14 protein-coding genes are annotated in these 17,376 nt (G+C 46.6%); 1 reads left to right on the top strand and 13 read right to left on the bottom strand.

What is annotated here, in order from left to right; genetic code table 11:
* Positions 1-12 precede the first annotated feature (12 nt).
* Positions 13-348: a DUF2238 domain-containing protein gene (locus LRL21_RS02885; protein ID WP_275900567.1), complete on the bottom strand. Its 336-nt coding sequence runs from the start codon at positions 346-348 to the stop codon at positions 13-15.
* A gap of 48 nt (positions 349-396) precedes the next feature.
* On the opposite strand from LRL21_RS02885, the gene LRL21_RS02890 reads away from it, so the two are divergent.
* A complete protein-coding gene (locus LRL21_RS02890; protein WP_240414263.1) occupies positions 397-918 on the top strand; it encodes an NUDIX hydrolase in 522 nt (173 codons plus the stop codon).
* Positions 919-993: 75 nt separating this feature from the next.
* Here the strand turns inward: LRL21_RS02890 and LRL21_RS02895 are convergent, their stop codons facing one another.
* The 12 genes from LRL21_RS02895 to pdhA all read right to left on the bottom strand — a co-directional run bounded on the left by LRL21_RS02895 (position 994) and on the right by pdhA (position 17,195).
* Positions 994-2,820 (bottom strand): hypothetical protein, encoded by a 1,827-nt coding sequence (locus LRL21_RS02895; protein WP_240414264.1) that lies wholly within the window; start codon positions 2,818-2,820, stop codon positions 994-996.
* Positions 2,817-3,971 (bottom strand): ABC transporter permease, encoded by a 1,155-nt coding sequence (locus LRL21_RS02900; RefSeq protein WP_240414265.1) that lies wholly within the window; start codon positions 3,969-3,971, stop codon positions 2,817-2,819. The genes LRL21_RS02895 and LRL21_RS02900 overlap by 4 nt, the downstream gene beginning before the upstream one ends.
* A complete protein-coding gene (locus LRL21_RS02905) occupies positions 3,952-5,157 on the bottom strand; it encodes an HlyD family secretion protein (RefSeq protein WP_240414266.1) in 1,206 nt (401 codons plus the stop codon). The genes LRL21_RS02900 and LRL21_RS02905 overlap by 20 nt, the downstream gene beginning before the upstream one ends.
* Positions 5,158-5,182: 25 nt before the next feature.
* On the bottom strand, positions 5,183-5,776 hold the full coding sequence (locus LRL21_RS02910) for a TetR/AcrR family transcriptional regulator (protein WP_240414267.1): 594 nt from the start codon (positions 5,774-5,776) through the stop codon (positions 5,183-5,185).
* Between the two features lie 218 nt (positions 5,777-5,994).
* Positions 5,995-6,132: a response regulator gene (locus tag LRL21_RS02915; protein WP_240414268.1), complete on the bottom strand. Its 138-nt coding sequence runs from the start codon at positions 6,130-6,132 to the stop codon at positions 5,995-5,997.
* Positions 6,133-6,169: 37 nt separating this feature from the next.
* On the bottom strand, positions 6,170-7,231 hold the full coding sequence (locus LRL21_RS02920; RefSeq protein ID WP_240414269.1) for an HD domain-containing phosphohydrolase: 1,062 nt from the start codon (positions 7,229-7,231) through the stop codon (positions 6,170-6,172).
* On the bottom strand, positions 7,225-9,696 hold the full coding sequence (locus tag LRL21_RS02925; RefSeq protein ID WP_240414270.1) for a bifunctional diguanylate cyclase/phosphodiesterase: 2,472 nt from the start codon (positions 9,694-9,696) through the stop codon (positions 7,225-7,227). The genes LRL21_RS02920 and LRL21_RS02925 overlap by 7 nt, the downstream gene beginning before the upstream one ends.
* A gap of 151 nt (positions 9,697-9,847) precedes the next feature.
* Positions 9,848-12,037, bottom strand: a complete 2,190-nt coding sequence (locus tag LRL21_RS02930) for an alpha-galactosidase (RefSeq protein ID WP_240414271.1) — start codon at positions 12,035-12,037, stop codon at positions 9,848-9,850.
* A 159-nt stretch (positions 12,038-12,196) separates the two neighbouring features.
* Entirely contained in the window at positions 12,197-13,615 is a 1,419-nt protein-coding gene (gene lpdA / locus LRL21_RS02935; protein WP_240414272.1) for a dihydrolipoyl dehydrogenase, read from the bottom strand.
* 4 nt (positions 13,616-13,619) lie between these two features.
* Positions 13,620-15,035, bottom strand: coding sequence for a dihydrolipoamide acetyltransferase family protein (locus LRL21_RS02940; protein ID WP_240414273.1), 1,416 nt, complete (start codon positions 15,033-15,035; stop codon positions 13,620-13,622).
* An 86-nt stretch (positions 15,036-15,121) separates the two neighbouring features.
* On the bottom strand, positions 15,122-16,102 hold the full coding sequence (locus LRL21_RS02945) for an alpha-ketoacid dehydrogenase subunit beta (protein WP_240414274.1): 981 nt from the start codon (positions 16,100-16,102) through the stop codon (positions 15,122-15,124).
* Between the two features lie 19 nt (positions 16,103-16,121).
* A complete protein-coding gene (pdhA, locus tag LRL21_RS02950) occupies positions 16,122-17,195 on the bottom strand; it encodes a pyruvate dehydrogenase (acetyl-transferring) E1 component subunit alpha (RefSeq protein ID WP_240414275.1) in 1,074 nt (357 codons plus the stop codon).
* Positions 17,196-17,376: the final 181 nt, after the last annotated feature.

Below are 17,376 nucleotides of genomic sequence, written 5' to 3' on the forward strand. Positions count from 1 at the left end.
AATATTGTACCGTTAATGAGCTTCAGTCCGTCGCTGTTCTGCTGGTTGTCGAGCCCCGACGGGCTTATTTGTTACGACATTAACGGCCGCCGTTACAATCATTGCGATGATTGAACCGTACAAGGCAACTGCCATATCATGCTGCGCATCCCAAGGATCACCTTGCGTACCGAGAAATAAAGTACCAATCTCAGGTGCCACGATAAAAGCCGTCCACATTTCGATCAGCTCATAAAACGCTCCACTTCCAAGCACTAACGCTGGGGCCAGATAATACGCCCATGAGCCGCTTGGCTTCATCAGTCTTATGATCAGCTTATCTATCCAACATATGGTATTCAGGGACAAGCCTCTGTGGTATCCTTAGAAAAATCGGATTTATGAGGAAGAGGTCAGATGATACCAAGACTGAAATACAACATTTGCTTCATTAAACAAGGTAATTGTATACTGCTGATAAATAGAGAAAAGCCGAGTTGGATGGGCTGCTGGAACGGTGTTGGCGGCAAGCTGGAGCCAGAGGAATCTCCTACACAATCGATGATTCGTGAAATCAGCGAGGAAACAAATTTGGCAGAAGCTGATTATGAGCTTTCCTATAAAGGGATTGTGACCTGGGAGGTGGATGGTCAAGATTTGGGTGGTATGTACTTGTATGCAGCCGAATTGCCGACAGATTTCCCATACCCTACTCCGATCAAAACTACAGAGGGTATTTTAGACTGGAAGCAGCTCGATTGGATCCTGAATCCTCGAAACCAAGGAGTAGCTTCGAATATTCCTCTATTTTTAAATGCTCTGATTTACGATCCTGCTTGTTATGAACATCATTGTGTCTATAGCGACGGAAAGCTGATGCGTCACAATTCCACCCCCATCAAGATGGTCGCAGAACAGCTAGAAGCATTCAGGCACTAACTAACAGACAGACAAAACAGACAGCTTTCGCTGTCTGCCCTATTTATCTATGAGTATGAAACTAATTGGCTTGCATTAGCGCTCCTGCAGCACCGTCATGAGCCGTTTAACTTCACCAGTCGGAGTTGCAATGGTTTCGTACACGTTGATACATAGTGGATATTCCTGCTCGTCAGTGCGCAGGTTATCGAAGGTAATAAACTGCATGCCGCTCACCAATCGGTTAACCCCAGTAAAATTCAAGGTCTTGACCGATAACAGCTTGCCTGTTGGATCTATGAGCTCCAGCGACATTTTGGAAAAGTCTTTATCGGCGATCATCTTCTCCTCTCGCTCAATGTCGAGACTAAGCTTAAGCCTGTACGTATAAGTAATCGGTGATGTAGCAGAAGGTGCGCTTGTACGGGCCATCAGGGACCAGTCGTTGAGCTTCACTTGGAATGGATAAAAGGATAATTTCTCCGCATCCATAACACCCTGCTGCAAAGCAACAACGTAGGCGCCGATCGTGTTGGTCACTGGAGCTGCTGTAGCCGTACTAGCTGCTGCCGTTGTGGAGCCTTTGGTATCAAGTATTTTTAATACAAATGTACGATCCTTCATATCTATCGGCATCCGATAGGAATAGCTCAATATATAAGCCGTTCCCGGCATAATATCCTGTGCGGTTGTCGTTTGTCGGCTACCGCTGTATGCAGCGCCGGATTCAGTCTCCAGCTTCGTTTGAAAAACAGGCAAGGGCAGCGGTTGATCTCCGTTATTGCTTAGCTTGAATTTACCAATCACCGTATTGTAGCCTTCTCCCTCATTCTCATGCATGTGCATCTCGACCAACGAAACGGACATATGAGGGGCTATCGTATCTGACAAGCTGTCAAAAGAGAAGTCAGTGCCATACTGATAAGCCAAGCTTTGTACGGGAAGATCAGCCTGACCACCTTGCGGCAGCGCAATATTCAATCTGCCAATCGAATAACCTACTTGTGTAACTGCTCCTTTGGCGTCCATCTGTCTGAAGCTTTCTGAGCTTAATACATTCAAGCTGCTTAATACCGTATCTTTGTCTGCTGGAATCTGAAAATACAAATAACGCTTTTCTCCCGGCTCCAACGTGATGGTGCCCTGTTCAGTATTTACTCCGTTAAATAAAGTCGTGTTTACTCCAGCAGCACCGACTCTGCCATCCATACTAAGTGACGGTAACATTTCTTTTTTCGTAGAACGATTCTCCACCAGCAGCTTTACCGTATGGATGGTGCCTTTTGGAGTGCTTTCTTTATGGATCGCTGCCGGCTTATAAATCAACGGTGAATCGATATTCGGAATTTGGAAGGATTCCTCCCATGTCTTCTTGGCAGATAGGTCTTGTATGGAGGATAACGCACCATTCCAGCTGAGTCCCGATACAGGGATGGTCAACAGCTCTGTTTCCGTCTTCGGATATGTATACCAATCCACAGACAGCCACACAAGCTCCTTCAATTCAAACGTGTCCTTACGATCAACCACGGCCATATAGCTCAGCTCTTCATTGGTCTGAGGACGGATGGCATGAGCATTGAATACGCTGGCTTGAAGCGTATACTCGGAGCCATCAGCCGCTCTCACTCTCAGCTCCATATCCGGTATGCCAACCACTTTGGACACCGTGCTTTTTGTACGAGCCACAACGGCAATTCGTTGTCCTTCCGAGGTCGTTTCGTTCAGCACACTTTTAATTTCTACCTTTAAGGTATCATTTAATAGATAGGAGTTCGGCTTGGTTATTGATATCCCTCCAGCATCTATCGGTAGAATTGTCGCTACGGGTTCTGAAGATTCTGCCGCTACCGGAGGAATAAAGTGAAACAAGGAAAGGGTAAAACCGACTGCGACCGCTGCAAATTTCATTTTTGTGCTCATGCTGTAATCTCCTTCATCTTGTTATTCAAACTCAGCTTACGGTTTTCTTTCATGATCATCAGACCGACACCTAAGGACAGCACACCCAGCATGAGAACAAGCACGCCGATTTCACTGGCATAATAAGTCAAGCTTCCACCACGATAACCAATGCCACGGATAAATTTGAATAGCCATGTAAGAGGAAGCAGACTGCCCAGCATTTGTGCCGAGTGAGGCAGCATTATTGAGGCCACCTGAAAGCCTGATAGCATAAAGGATGGATATACAATAGGATACGTTCGCAAGGTAACCTTGGCAGGATCAGCCGCCGTCCAACCGACGAGCATTCCGATAACGGTCACTACGAGTGTATAAAGAATCAACGGTAAGAGAAACGCCAGCGGACTACCGGCAAACCGTAAGCCCCCAAGCTGCTTCAACACTCCGAATACAAGAAGCAAGCTAATGGTTGAGCTCATCGCATAAGGCAGCACTCTCAGCCATAAGCCGATCGGACGCGTGAGCTCCTCTTGCAGCTTACCCTCAAGGCGTAATCGCGGTACGATCGCGGCTGCTCCGCCAATTGTAATGCCAAGCGCCGTAACATTCACGAATCCGATAACCATGAATGCGATAAAATCGGATGTCGGATTGTACAGCAGCCTTTGCTGCATCGAAAGAGGGGCAATAATCGCAGCAGCAGCTTCATCCGATACGCCCATCGCTTTCAGCTTGCCCATCGAGGTTGTCGTGTTCTCTACGGTAAACAGCTCCTGTACTCCATTACGAATATTGCTAACCGCAGCAGGCATCGAATTGTCGATCAAAACCCCTACATTCACCTGCTTGCCCTGGAGTCGAAGCTGCTCCATCCCACGAGGCAAATAAATGACCGCCATATAAGCTTCATTCGCCATCAATGTATCCGGTGTTACTGCATAGTGAAACACATCGACGACATTCATATATTGAGAAGCATTGATTTTATCTGTAAATTGTCTGCTGTACAAGCTGTTATCTTCATCCACCACAGCAATTGGAGCCTCATTGATCTGGCTGTTTTGAAACAAGTAACCAAACAGGGCCGATACGAGCAGTGGAACGATTAAAATAATAAGTACAAACTTGCCTTGCAGCACAAATCTCCATTCATCGAGCAGCGATTTCATCTATATGCACCTCCGCCGTCATGCCGGGGAGTAATTTATCGATCCGATCCACCTCAATGCGAGCCTGAAACATCGTAAGATCAGCTGTTCCTTTCTCCCGACTCATCCTTAATCCCGCGAACTGAGGAGCGGCTGTGACAAATTGAATTCGTCCAGTTAATTGATCAGGAAGTGCTGCAAAACGTACCGGAACCGTGCCTTCCGGCTGCAGCTTTGTCACCTGGCGCTCATCCACATACATATCAAAATACAATTTACCGGTTTCCAGCACGATTAATGGAGTACCCGATCCTACATTTTCGCCTGCTTTGGGAATAATTCTGGCTACTTTGCCATCAACAGGAGCTTTCAATACCATTCGCTCCTTCTGCACCTGCAAGGATTGCAAAAGAATCTTTTGCTGCTCCTGCTGCTTGATCAGTGCATCCAAACCAATCCGCTGATTCGTAATGTCCTGCCCCGTCAGCATGTTCTGTTCCAATATCGCATTAGCTTTATCTGTCAATAACGATGCCTGCTGCTTATCCTGCTGCGAGGCACCATTGAGCATTTTGTTCAATGCCTGCTGCTGCTGGTCCCGCGCGTTTTCCAAGGTGGACAGCTGGCTCCGTGCATTTTCCAACGCATCACGATGATCCTTGTAGGCGTACGGATTTTTATCATATGTATCTTCGATATTGAGCAATTGATTGTACAGCTTCAACGCGTGGGTATGTGCTTCGGTTGCTGCCGCTACCGCGAGTTTCTGACGTTCGATATCCTCCGACCGTGCGCCTTCAAGCACCTGCTCCTGTGAGGTCCTGGCCTGCTCCACCCCAATTTGCGCCTGCTTCAGGGCATTGCCGAGCTTATCCTGTGCGACATTCAACGCATCTTCACTTTGCTTTACCTTAATGGCCGTTACTTCTATGTCCGCCTGCGCCTTTTGCAGCTGTAAATCGATATCCGTTGGGTCAAGCGTCATCAGTATATCGCCTTTGCTTACCTTCATTTCTTCTTTTGCGGCCAAATCAATGATTTTGCCACCCACGCCTTGGAACGACACATTAACCTGCTCCGCCGTCAGAAGACTCCCCTTATGTTTGGCTGCCAGAGACACTGCATCCTTTCCCTCAGCAGCGAGCAGGTATCCTCCGCCCCCTAGTGCTGCGCCCAATACCAGCAATAGTATCAAATTCCGTTTCATACGATTCCTTCTCCCCTCATGATGTCTAGTGTGCAGCCTGCAATCCCTTGAAAATAAATCGGAGCGTATGCTCGACTACTTCTTCCAACTCATCCTTGTCCTTGATGTCATCCTGCACAAACACCGGATCGAAAAAAGAGTGGACACGCGAAAAAATTAACGTACCTACAATAAAATTCAGCGTATGCCTCAATGATTCATACTCAAATTGTCCCTGCTCTTTCCCCGATATCAATATTTCCCTCAAAGGCATCCATAAGGCAAACACACATTTCTGCAGCTTTTCCGCTCTCGGACTTTGCATCATAATTTCCTGCTGCAATATGTTGATCAGCTCCGGCTCCTCCCTACGAAATCGTACGAATTCTGTAATGAACCTCCGCAAATCCTGTTCAGGATCAGACAATACGAAAGGCTCCTGCAAAAATTGCGGTGCAAATGTATCATACAAAGCCAACAGTACGTTCTCCTTGCCACCAAAATGATACGATACCAACGCCAACGCAACACCCGCTTGATCACATATTTGACGAACCGTTGTCCCCTCAAAGCCTTTTTGAGCAAACAGCACCTTCGCTCCATCCAAAATTTTCAGTTTGACATCCTTGCTATCCTGCATCGTTTCAGCCTCCTGAACTAACAATTTTATATCGCAAATGATTTGAACATTTGTTTTGAACAAATGTTTTGAACGTTTGTTCAAATTGCTTATAATTGGATAATACACCCGATGATGCCCCTTGTCAATGTATAAATCGGCATAAAAAAGAAGCACCCCCAGCTCACCTGGTAGATGCTTCTGCTTGCCATTACGGTTAAGTTAATTGTACTGAGTGTTCAAGCCAGTCCCTGCTTGGCCAAAGCCACGGTTATCTTCTCCAGCAATCGGTTCAGGTCAATCGGCTTCGTGTCAAAATCATCACAGCCAGCTGCGTTCGCCTTCTCCTGATCTGATGCCAGCACAGGCAAGCTCAATAAATTGGTGAAATGCCGTGAACATAATCCCCTTCTTTTATACAACCTCCCCGTTGCAAAAGGTAACAGCGCTATCATGAAACAAGTCAACGAATACATCCACAACCTTTGGGTCAAAATGCTTCCCACGCTGATTTACCACTTCAGCAATCGCTTCCTGAGACGTCCACGTTTTTTTGTAAGGACGTTCATGCGTTAATGCATCATAGAAATCAGCAAGTGCGACAATTCGTGCTTCTATCGGGATAATCTCACCACTTAATCCTTGCGGATAACCTGTCCCGTCCCATTTTTCGTGGTGAGAGCCGGCAATAATTTCTGCCATTTTCAAAACCGCAAAGTAGCTTCCTGCCAGAATACTGGCGCCGATGGTCGTGTGCAGCTTCATCCGCTCAAACTCCTCAGGCTCAAAGCGCCCCGGCTTTAGCAGGAGCTCATCAGGAATGCCGATCTTACCAATATCATGAAGCGGTGCCGCCATGCGGATCATCTCCACCTGCTTAGCAGGAAGCCCCAATCGTTCAGCGATCAGACCGGACAGTCGCCCAACTCGTTGTGTATGCTGACCAGTCATATCGTCACGATACTCAGAAGCGCGGCCAAGCAATTGCAAAATTTCGTCCTTAGCTTGCCGCAGTTCTTTCATTCGCTCCTGTACGCGTTCCTCCAGCAGCTCATTTTGCTGTTGAAGCTGCAGATGAAGATATCTCGTTTTTAGTAAATTGTGGATTCGCAGAACGACCTCGGTTCGATCATACGGCTTTGTCAAAAAATCGTTGGCGCCTGCTTGCAGTGCCATTTTTTTGACTTCTGGCGTAATATCAGCCGTTAGCACAAGAACGGGTAAATAGCTGTCTTTATTGGTATGTTCACGGATCAAGCGCAGTACCTCAAACCCATCCATTTCCGGCATGTGCAAGTCAAGCAGCACAATATCCGGGTCCAGCTGTTCAATTAAAGGCATAGTCTGACGAGGGTTCGTACTGCTGTGCAGGTTCTTGTATCCTACGCGGTCCAGAATCCGTTCCAGAAGACTCAAATTATATTCCTGGTCATCAACAATCAATATTTTTGCCAGCTTAAGGCTTTCCTCTACCATACTTTCGCTCCATTCGGTTGTTCACTAGCCTGAAAGCTTTGTATTCTCATGGGTACAAAAAAGGCTTGCTCCACATCACCAGCAGATAGGGGTTTGCTGTAGTAAAAGCCTTGTATTTCCTGACATTCATTATCCAGTAAAATATCAAGCTGATCCTTGGTCTCAATTCCTTCTGCAATGACTTCCATATTCAGATGCTTCGCCATCGATATGATTGTTGCAACAATCGCTCTATCGTTGTCATCGCTGGTTATATCGGTAATAAAAGAACGATCGATTTTGAGCTTATGAATCGGATACAGTTTCAAATAGCTTAACGAGCTGTAGCCTGTCCCAAAATCATCAAGGCTGATCCGAATGCCGCTATCACTCAATTCATTCAAAATCTCTGAAGATATCGAAGCATCCATCATCATGCTTTCCGTGATTTCCAACTCCAGATATTGGGGCTCAAGGCGTGTTTCTTCGAGAATTTTCTTAATCTGTGTCACCAGGTTTGTCTGATGGAACTGTTGGGAGGACAAGTTAACAGAAACAGGAATCAATGGCCCTCCAGAATCATGCCAGGCCCGCATTTGTGCACAAGCCTCACGTAACACCCATGTTCCGAGTTCATAGATCATTCCTGTCTCCTCGGCAATGGAAATAAACATGCCTGGCGGCAGCATACCTTTGGTCGGATGCATCCATCTTACCAAGGCTTCAACGCCTATCATACAATTATCACTCGGGCGAATTTGCGGCTGATAATAAAGCAGAAACTCATTACGCTCGATAGCTTTTCGCAAATCGCTTTCCAGCTCTATTTTTTCCTGAAGCTCGTAATCCAGCTTGCTCGTGAACAGGAGATACCCGTTTTTTCCGTTTTTCTTGACCTCGTACATCGCCGTATCTGCATGTTTGAGCAGCTGCACATCATCGGCTCCATGCTGAGGATAAATAGCAATCCCGATACTGGCTGTAATGTAGAAATCATTGTCCTTAAGACGGTATGGCAGTTGTACAGCCTGGATAATTCGTTCTGCAATTTCAATTGCTTTGCTTTCATCGTAGCTATTGTCGCATACGAGAGTAAATTCGTCACCGCCAATTCGAGCCAGCGTCACTTTATAGTTTTCTACGCTTGTCCGAATGCGCTCACACATTTCTTGCAGAAAAATATCTCCGTAGGTATGTCCCAAAGAATCATTAATGATCTTGAATCGATCAATATCCAGCACCATAACCGCAAAATTCAAGTCCGTGCCCTGGGCTGCCTCGATAGCTTCCGCAAGCACCTGATTAAACCTTCTCCGGTTCGGTAATCCGGTCAGCTCATCATGATAAGCAAGATGCTGTGCCATTTCCTTCGACTGTTTCTCTTCTGTAATGTCCTTGGCGATAATATGATTGCCGACAAGTCTTCCCTTAATCTCTACAGGCACGTTGATAATACTCAAATCGAATCGTTTGCCATTAGCTATTAATGCGGTCTCATAGCTTTGCGGCTGCTTCTTGAACGATTCGTAATAAAATTTTTTTGTGTTTTCCCGTTCCTCTTCCGTAATTTGCAACCCGATATGGGAAATATGTTTATTAATGAAGTCTGCTTCCTCTAGCCCTGTTATTTGGGTCACAGCACGGTTAAAGCCCATAATGTTACCATGAATATCGACTGATACAATACCATTAGAGTTATTCTCATATAGGGAATGGTACCATCTTTCGTGTTCCAAAATCGTTGAATCTTTATGAGATAATCGTTTGTTCACGTAAATACCGAACAAGGTGAATCCAATGGTAATCAGTGTCCCAGCTGCAATGATATAAGCCAGAATCCCCTGCTCGATCAGCAGACCACTTGCAATCACAGTCTTTTCGCCATGGTAAAACTCAGCCGCTGCCATTCCGATATAATGCATGCCAGCTATTGCCACTCCCATCACGAGTCCGCTTATCAACTTATAAAGAACGATATAGCGGGATTGATTCTCGCGAAAATAAAACAGCAGCCACAGCGCTGCGCTTGAGGCTACGACAGCTACCAGTATAGAAAGACCCACCAACCAGAAATTGTATGTAATATCAACCATCATAGCAGCCATCCCGACATAATGCATCCCGCAAATACCGGCAGCCATGCAAACACCGCCAGTAATCAATTGGCGGACTCTCTGCTCGTTACTACTAACGATGTACAAGGCAATATACGATACTGCTATAGCCAGGACAACGGATAATACGACGAGCCCAGTATGGTAGGTAACCTTCATCTGTAAAGAAAATGCCAGCATTCCGACAAAATGCATTGACCAGATACCCAATCCCATTAGACTGGCCCCACAAATCAGCCACAGTGCCCGTGTTTTCCCCTTAGTGAAGCTTATCGTTCCAGCTAAATCCAGCGCTGAATAAGAGGCTGCTCCTGCTATTATATAAGAAATAATAACGATATACGGGTTGTAAGTACCATGAAGATGTTCCATTCTGTTCCCCTTTCACAAAAACACATACTAAAATCCATTATACACGATGAATCTAAAATATTTCTGAAAATTTAACTTAAATTTAGAAAAAAAAAGACTGCTCCATAGTCTCATAGACTCTTGGAACAGCCTTGCAATTGATAATTGATATTTATACTCGTTTCAGACGTACAAGGAAACTTTGGTAATCCCCCTGCAGTGCTGGCAAGCTGAAACCTCCATACATCAGCTCATCACCACCATATATTTCATCAGTGCCCGACCAGATATATTGAGCGTCTGCATCAAGACCTTTAAGCTTGATGCGCTCTTTTGGCTCATTAGGCTCACATAAAATTTGGAAATAACATACCAGGCAATCCTGCCCATCCGTCGATACAAACATCCAGGCAGCAGCATTCCCTTCAAAAGGGCTTAGCAGCCGATAAAAAGAACCAAATTGAACGAATTGACGCAGCTCTTTGTACAGGGCTACCTGCTGCTTAGCAAGCTCCCGTTCATCGGACGTAAACTTCGTTAAATCCAGCTCATATCCAAAGTTTCCTGACATCGCGACATCCCCCCGCATTTGCAGTGAAGTGTTGCGATGCACCTGATGATTAGGAATTGCTGACACATGGGCTCCCATCGAGCTGATCGGATAGACGATACTCGTCCCATACTGGATTTTCAGGCGGGTCACCGCATCGGTATTGTCACTTGTCCAGGTTTGGGGCATATAATGCAAAATTCCTGGATCAAACCGACCGCCGCCACCGGAGCAGCTCTCAAACAAAATATGTGGGAAAGCCGACGTAATACGCTCCATCACCGAATATAGACCAAGCATGTAGCGGTGAGCCGTTTCTCTTTGGCGCTCGGGAGGCAAGGATGCCGAACCGATTTCGGTCATAGACCGGTTCATATCCCATTTGACATAGGTGATTGGGGCACTGTTAAGTATTCCCGACACCGTATTCACGATATAATCACAAACCTCGGAACGCGATAAATCGAGGATCAGCTGATTTCTTCCCTCGGATCTTGTTCGATTCGGTACATGCAAGCACCAGTCTGGATGCGTCCGATACAGCTCACTTATGACAGAAACCATTTCTGGCTCAAACCATAAACCGAACTGCATGTCCAGCCTGGTGATCCGCTCTGCCAGGTTTCCTAATCCATCAGGGAGCTTCTCCAGATTAACAAACCAATCGCCTAAAGAGGTTTTATCATCGTTACGCCTTCCGAACCAACCGTCATCGAGCACAAACAGCTCAATCCCGAGCTCTTTTCCGGCTTTCGCGATTTGCTCGATTTGATCCGCTGTAAAGTCAAAATACGTCGCTTCCCAGTTATTGATCAATACAGGTCGGGACTGGTCACGGAATGTACCCCTGCACAGCCGCGTACGATACAGCTCATGATACGTCTGTGACATTCCGCCAAGTCCGTTTGCAGAGTGAACCATCACCACTTCCGGCGCTTGAAAAGACTGCCCGGGCTCCAGCAGCCAGCTGAAATCAAATGGATTAATACCCATGCCTACACGTGTAGTATTAAATTGGTCCACCTCCACGGAGGCGAGAAAATTACCACTGTACACAAGGCTGAATCCATACACATCACCGTGATCCTCTGTGGAGCCCTTAGCCAGCAAAGCGATGAATGGGTTTTGCTGATGACTGCTGCCACCGCGGCGGCTTTCAATGGATTGAGTGCCAGGGACGAGAGCTCTCTTCTCTACATACCGCTCGCGTGCCCAGGCTCCCGATAGCTGCAGCAGTTCATAGCCGCTACCGGTCAAATCGATACTCATGCTGAGCACACGCAGCACCTTGAGCGATTGCGGTCCATCGTTAATCAAACGAATTGAACGCGTAAGCACATTATGATTTTCATAAACTGTATAAGTTAATACCGCCTTGAGCCCAGTCAACCCATCAATCAAAGTAATCTGCAGTGTCTGTGCTTCATCTGCATGCTCAACATAGGTTGACGGAAGTCCGTCCAGAGCTGGCTTACCAGCTATAATACGGTGTGATTCGTACTTGAAATCCGTTATTGTGGAGCCATTCTCCAGTTGAATCTGAATCGCAGGCTGACGGAAATCCGTATTTCCATAAGCTGGATACTCCTGCGGCAGCCAGTCGAGGGAATAACTTCGATCAGTCGGATCCGGATTTGGAGAAAAGGACCGGTCTCTCCCAAGTTGAAGCCAATGTGAAGCTTTTAGATGATTTATTTTCCGGCCCCAATACAAGTGGACCACGTAACCCGATTCCAATACTTGAAGGCCATAGCTCGTATCAGCAGCCTGAAGATGAAACAACTGCTGCTTGGCGTCAAATTGAATCCCCATGTAAACACACACCCTTTAATAAAAAATGATCTACAAGGAGTATCCTACAATGTTCAATCGCATCTGTTAATGGATAATTGCAATGTCGTATGGACAAATGTAGGATTATCAATGAAAAAAGCCCGGAGCAGCGAGGCCCCAGGCTTGTGTACATGATTCTTATTTTTTACCCAATACGTGAATCGGGTGTCCCAGCAATACTTCAGCTGCATCCATCGTAATTTCACCCAATGAAGGATGTGCATGAATCGTAAGCGCGATATCCTCAACAGTAGCACCCAATTCGATGGCCAAAGCCAACTCGGCAATCAGGTTGGAGGCTTGCTTACCGACAACCTGTCCGCCCAAGAGCAGACCTGAATCCTTGTCACCGATCAGCTTTACAAAACCGTCAGAGGTATTCATCGTCAATGCCCGGCCATTTACACCAAATGGGAACTTGCCCACAGTTGTATTTTTGCCTTGTGCCTTGGCTTCAGTTTCACTCAAGCCTACACTTGCAATTTCGGGATCTGAAAATACTACAGCTGGAATACATTTATAATCAATTACGCTTGGTTGTCCGGCAATTACTTCAGCCGCTACCTTACCTTCGTAAGAAGCCTTATGCGCCAAAGCAGGACCTGCGACGATATCACCAATTGCATAAATATGCGGAACATTGGTTTGGCATTTTTCATTGATTTTGATCAAACCGCGTTCACCCACTTCAACGCCTGCCAATTCAAGCGACAGATCACCATCAGTGTTCGGACGACGTCCAACTGTTACCAGCACGTATTGTGCAGTAACCTTTTTCTCCTCGCCTTTGACTGTGAAGGTAACGGTAACGTCTTTATCCGTTTGCTCGCAGCCTTGAGCCAAAGCTTCTGTGAATACCTCAACATTGCCTTTTTTCAAGCCACGGCCAACCAGATTGGATAGTTCCTTTTCAAAGCCTGGCAATATGGAGTCAGAGCCCTCCAGAACCGTAACCTTTGTACCCAGTCTCGAATAGGTTTGTCCAAGCTCGATACCGATGTAACCACCGCCGATAACGATCAGGCTTTCGGGAACCTCTTGCAGATCCAGCACTTCAGTAGAGGAAAGAATACGACCGCCATAAGGGAATGCTTTTAATTCAATCGGGCGTGAGCCTGTTGCAATAATGCAGTCGTTGAAGCGGAAGCGAGCTGTTTCATTATCATTGAAGCAGCGAGCTTCATGTTCATTAATGAACAAGGCTTCGCCATTGAACACCTGAATATTGTTACCTTTGAGCAGTTGGCCTACGCCGCCTGTCATCTTTTTCACAATACCGGATTTCCATTCCTGTACCTTTGTAAAATCAATCTTGACACCCTCGGAAACAATCCCGATAGATGAGTTATGGCTTGCTGCCTCAAACTCTTCGGCAGCATGAATTAAAGCTTTGGAAGGAATGCAGCCACGGTTTAAGCATACACCTCCGACTTCCGACTTATCTACGATCAGAACACTTTTACCCAATTGAGCGGCACGAATAGCAGCCACATACCCACCGGGACCTGCACCGATGACCAACACGTCGATTTCTACAGATGCATCGCCTACTACCATTATGTTACACCTCCATGATTAATAGCTCAGGATCAGCCAACAATTGCTTGATATAGTTCAAGAAGTTTTGAGCTGTCGCACCATCGATAATCCGATGATCGAAGCTTAGCGAAAGAGCCATCACTGGAGCGATTACGATCTCACCATTTTTCACAACCGGCTTCTCTGTAATACGTCCTGTACCCAAAATGGCCACTTCAGGGAAATTAATAACAGGTGTGAAGAACATGCCGCCAGCCGAACCAATATTCGTGATCGACAGAGTTCCGCCTTTCATTTCCGCTGCTGACAGCTTGCCATCACGACCGCGTGCTGCCAAATCCTTGATAGCTTCAGCGATTGTCCAAATATTTTTACGATCCGCATCCTGAATCACAGGCACGATCAAGCCATTATCCGTATCCGTTGCGATACCAATGTTATAGTACTTTTTGTACACAATTTCGTTCTTTTCTTCGTCGATCATCGCGTTCAAAGCCGGGAATTGACGCGCTGCTGCAACCAGAACCTTTACAATGAAAGGCAGGTAAGTCAGCTTAACGCCTTTTTTCTCAGCAATTGGTTTGGACTTCGCACGAAGGGCAACCAGTTGGGTTACGTCTACTTCATCCATCAAGGTTACATGTGGAGCTGTGTATACGGATTTAACCATCGCGTTCGAGATCGCTTTGCGAATGCCTTTGAACGGCACGCGTTCTTCGATGCGCTCACCGCTAACTGCTGCCGCTGCGCTTGAAGCAACTGCTGGCTTGCTTGGCGCTGCTGCTGCGTTCGAAGTCGCTTCTGCCGCCGGAGCTTCGCTTGCAGCTGATGGCGCTGCCGCGGCTGTGCCTCCGCCTGCGGCAAATGCAAGAACATCTTCCTTGGTCACGCGGCCGTTAGGGCCGCTAGCTGTGACCAGCCCGATGTTCAAGCCTTTCTCGCGAGCGAGCTTGCGCACGCTTGGCGTAGCCAGTGCTTTACCGCCGGCTGCTGCATCGGCTTGAGCCGCGCCTTCAGCTGGTGCTCCGCCTGCCAGCGGCGTATCCAGCTTCGAGTTCGCGACATTAGCCGCGACCGCTCCGCCAACTGCACACTCGGCAGCTTGATCATCGCTCTTCGCTGCTGGAGCAGCTTCGGCAGGTGCTGCCGGAGCCGCACTCTCACCATGACCGTGGCCTGCTTGCTGTGGAACCTCTCCAGAAACCTCGATCGTAGCGATCAGATCGCCAATCGTACAAACTGTGCCTTCAGCAACTTTGATTTCGACGATCTTACCTTCAACAGGAGAAGGTACTTCTACTGTTGATTTATCGTTTTGGACTTCCATAATGATGGTCTCATCGTTGACGACATCGCCTGGCTTTACCAGCCATTTGACGATTTCACCTTCGTGAATGCCTTCACCAAGCTCCGGGAATTTATATTCAAATACCGCCATGTTGTAACCTCCTAAAAGTTTTCGTAGAAAACTTACTTCGTAAGCATTCCCTTAGAGTTTTGCATAGCAAAACTTGCTTCGTTATCCTAAAAATCCAATACTTTGTTCAGTCCAGCAATAATACGGGCCGGATTAGGAAGCCATTGATCTTCAACCTGTGCGAATGCATATACGGTATCCGGAGGTGTTACACGTAGTACAGGAGCCTCAAGGTGCAGAATCGCTTTTTCGTTAATTTGTGCAATTACTTCTGCAGCGATACCGGACGATTTTTGTGCTTCCTGTACAACGATAGCACGGTTCGTTTTCTTGATTGATTCCACGATTGTATCAATATCAAGCGGCATCAAAGTACGAAGATCAATGACTTCTACCTTGGTTCCACGAGTTTTTTCGATTTCTTCAGCTGCCTTCAAGGAAGTATGCACCATAGCGCCGTAGGTAATAATGGTAACATCAGAACCTTCGCGAACTACTTTTGCTTTACCAATTTCCACAGTGTAATCGCCTTCCGGCACTTCAGCACGGAAAGAACGGTACAAGTTCAGATGCTCCATGAAAAATACCGGATCATTGTCGCGGATAGCCGCAATCAGCAATCCCTTGGCATCATAAGGATTGGAAGGAACTACTACTTTAATCCCCGGTGTTTGAGTTAACAAGCCTTCCAACGGATCTGTATGCAGCTCTGCCGCTTTTACGCCGCCGCCAAAAGGAGTACGGAATGTAATTGGCGCGTTGTAACGACCGCCTGAGCGATAACGCATCCGAGCTGCCTGAACACAAATCTGGTCTAATGCTTCATAAATAAAACCGACAAATTGGATTTCAGCTACCGGGCGAAATCCTTGAATCCCCATACCCACTGCCAAACCACCGATTGCGGATTCAGCCAAAGGCGTATCGAATACACGTTCCTCGCCAAATTCAGCCTGCAGACCTTCCGTTGCACGGAATACACCGCCGACTTTACCAACATCTTCACCGAATATGACTACGTTCGGATCGCGTTCCAACTCAACACGCATTGCATCCTTGATCGCTTGAATCATTGTCATTTGTGCCATGGCTTACTCTTCCTCCCTTTTACTTTGAATAATCTGCTTTTTGCTCTTCGAGATGGGACGGTGTTACTTCAAACATGCTATCGATCAAGCCGGGAATCGTCATTTTCTCCACAGCTTCTGCTTTTTTAATGGCGTCAGCAACTGCTTGCTTCGCTTCTTCTACAACCTTGGCTTCTTCTTCTTCCGACCACAAGCCCTTGGCTGTAACGTATAAACGGAAACGGTTCAAAGGATCTTTGGTTTGTTCCCACTCCGTGCTCTCTTCTTTAGTACGATACTTGGACGGATCGTCGCCGGACATGGAATGCGGCAGGAACCGGTATGTGATCGCTTCGATTAATGTCGCGCCTTCTCCGTTGCGTCCGCGCTCAGCAGCATCCTGAACAGCTTTAACTACAGCCAGAACATCCATACCATCTACCTGCACGCCAACAATACCGGCTGCTACTGCTTTATGGGCAACAGATGCTGCTGCGGTTTGCTTGGAGAATGGAGTCGTGATGGCATAGCCGTTATTTTGCACAACAAAAATCGCAGGAAGTTTAAATGCACCTGCAAAGTTCATACCTTCATAGAAATCGCCTTCGGACGAACCACCGTCACCTGTATACGTAATGGCTACACGTTTTTCACCGCGTTTTTTGAATGCCATGGCTACACCCATTGCATGAAGAATTTGTGCACCGATAATGATTTGCGGCATAAGTACGTGTACATCTTCTGGAATTTGTCCGCCGTGCTGATGACCGCGGGAATATAGGAATGCCTGATACATCGGAAGACCATGCCATACGATTTGCGGCATATCACGATAACCCGGACATACAAAATCATCTGAATTTAAAGCAAATTCGCTACCGATCATTGTTGCTTCCTGACCTGATACCGGAGCATAGAAGCCAAGACGGCCTTGGCGGGTCAAGTTAACAGCCCGTTGGTCCCAAGTACGCGTAAACACCATACGTCTCATTAATTCTTTTAACTGCTCGTCACTCAATTTCGGCATTTCTTGCTCATTTACGACAGTGCCGTCAGGCGCTAGAACGGATAAAGGCTGTACCTCGGTTACAGCTACTTCATACGGCTTACTCATGTACATTCACCTCAATAGTAGGATTTCAATGCCATTAAAGCTGGAATTCTGTTATAGTAGTATTATAAACCTGTTTTCACTCAGAACACAACTACTTACTTGAAAAATATGATTTTTATTAGTCCCATCCTATATAACAGTTTTCAAAAATATATAGTACAGATTAATAAAATCCACAAAA

Source organism: Paenibacillus periandrae (genome assembly GCF_022458865.1).
GTDB lineage: Bacteria > Bacillota > Bacilli > Paenibacillales > NBRC-103111 > Paenibacillus_S > Paenibacillus_S periandrae.